This is a genomic window from uncultured Aurantimicrobium sp. (genome assembly GCF_936931525.1).
Classification (GTDB): domain Bacteria; phylum Actinomycetota; class Actinomycetes; order Actinomycetales; family Microbacteriaceae; genus Aurantimicrobium.
On record NZ_CAKZII010000079.1, the window covers coordinates 1 to 1,379 of the forward strand.

3 protein-coding genes are annotated in these 1,379 nt (G+C 51.9%); all 3 read right to left on the minus strand.

The window, feature by feature from the left end:
* Positions 1-132: 132 nt before the first annotated feature.
* On the minus strand, positions 133-291 hold the full coding sequence (locus Q0362_RS03415; protein ID WP_298119784.1) for a hypothetical protein: 159 nt from the start codon (positions 289-291) through the stop codon (positions 133-135).
* Between the two features lie 124 nt (positions 292-415).
* Positions 416-862 (minus strand): hypothetical protein, encoded by a 447-nt coding sequence (locus Q0362_RS03420; protein ID WP_298119787.1) that lies wholly within the window; start codon positions 860-862, stop codon positions 416-418.
* 1 nt (position 863) lies between these two features.
* Positions 864-1,379 (minus strand): hypothetical protein (locus Q0362_RS03425; RefSeq protein WP_298119789.1); only part of this gene is annotated, 516 nt, incomplete at its 5' end.

Sequence of the window (1,379 nt, forward strand, 5' to 3'; positions counted from 1 at the left end):
CTGATCAGTAACGTTCGGACGCCGGTCTGCCCTGCATCCAACGCAAGTGTGAGCGTTCCAGGATTCAGTGCATTCATGTCATTCCATTCCATTCCATTCCATTTGTAACGCAGTTGCTCTAGCTCACAGTGCCTAGGCTTTGCGGTGGAATAAACACAGGGCGTAATTGATACCGAAGCCAACCGCGGCATAGAGGTAAGTGAACCATCCCAGCGGGGCGGGGATGAGCACAAGTGCACTCAGTCCAAAAACCATAGAGCCCAGCTTCAGCGAGTTTCGAATTGCAAACATGCTCACAGGTTACTTTCTGAAAAGACCTTATCGAGACTCCCCCAGCAATAATCTGCTGACTACTCAGAGATTACTTCGAACAGATGCGCAGTTGAAGACACCTCCGCATTTCTGCTCAATGAATTCATTCCGCAGGAAGTGCAGCAGGTCTATGCTTCCTCAGCGAGAGCGCTAAGACCACCAATACAAAAAAGAAATATGGCCAGTTCAAAACCTGACCAGGTGGTTCTCGAACAGTTACCAAAGGGGCAATCTGTCCAGCAATGAACCGCAGAGGGGCATCCATCGCTAAAAAGAGAAGCACGAGTGGAGTCAGCCCCGGATAGATGAAGAAGAGAAGTAGTAGCACCATCACAAGAATGAGTTGAACCGCACCCCACTGCGAAAACATCGCCACCACGTTGTTCCCGTCACCCGCGTAGATATCCACGCCGGCAATAAGTTCAGCTGCAGTCGCAGGCGCAACCAGATGAATCACGCTGCGAAATACGACAATAGCCAAGAGCACAAGTGTGATCCACCGCACAAATCGAGATCCGTCATAGATGCGTGGCTGGGTTGGAAAGAGCAAATTATTTTGCTTTCCTGCGTGCCCGAGTGGTTGCAATAAGCGCTCCACCGAGGGCCACAAGTAGTCCGGCGATTCCAAAGAAGTAAGAAGTCCTCTCTTGGTTCAGGCCTGTCATAGCAAGCGTCTCGATTGCCACAGCTGCTTCTGCTGCTTGCAGTGCTGCGCCAATAGCGGAGGCATCATCTCCCAGAGCTGGTTCTGATTTATATAGCAACTCTCCGTCTTGACCAAGTGCGAGGTAGACGGTGCTCACAATGGGGCTGCCATCAACATCGGTGCCTTCCCAAATAATGCGGTGGACACCGGCTTCCAAGCCTTCAGGCATGTAGGCAACTGCCGAGTATGTGCCATCTTGTCGAACGTACCCAGAGGCAATCACGATAGGTGTGGAACGGACCACAACTTCCCAATATGAGCCAGGCTCCAAACCGCTACCGCTGAAAGTGACGGGGGTGCCAGCTACTTGACCGCCGATCTCAAGTGCCAGTCCTGTTTCTTGGATTGGAGCTGGGTTCTC

Coding starts and splice junctions, on each gene's coding strand:
- Q0362_RS03415 (WP_298119784.1), bottom strand. CDS start 291: ATGTTTGCAATTCGAAACTCGCTGAAGCTGGGCTCTATGGTTTTTGGA.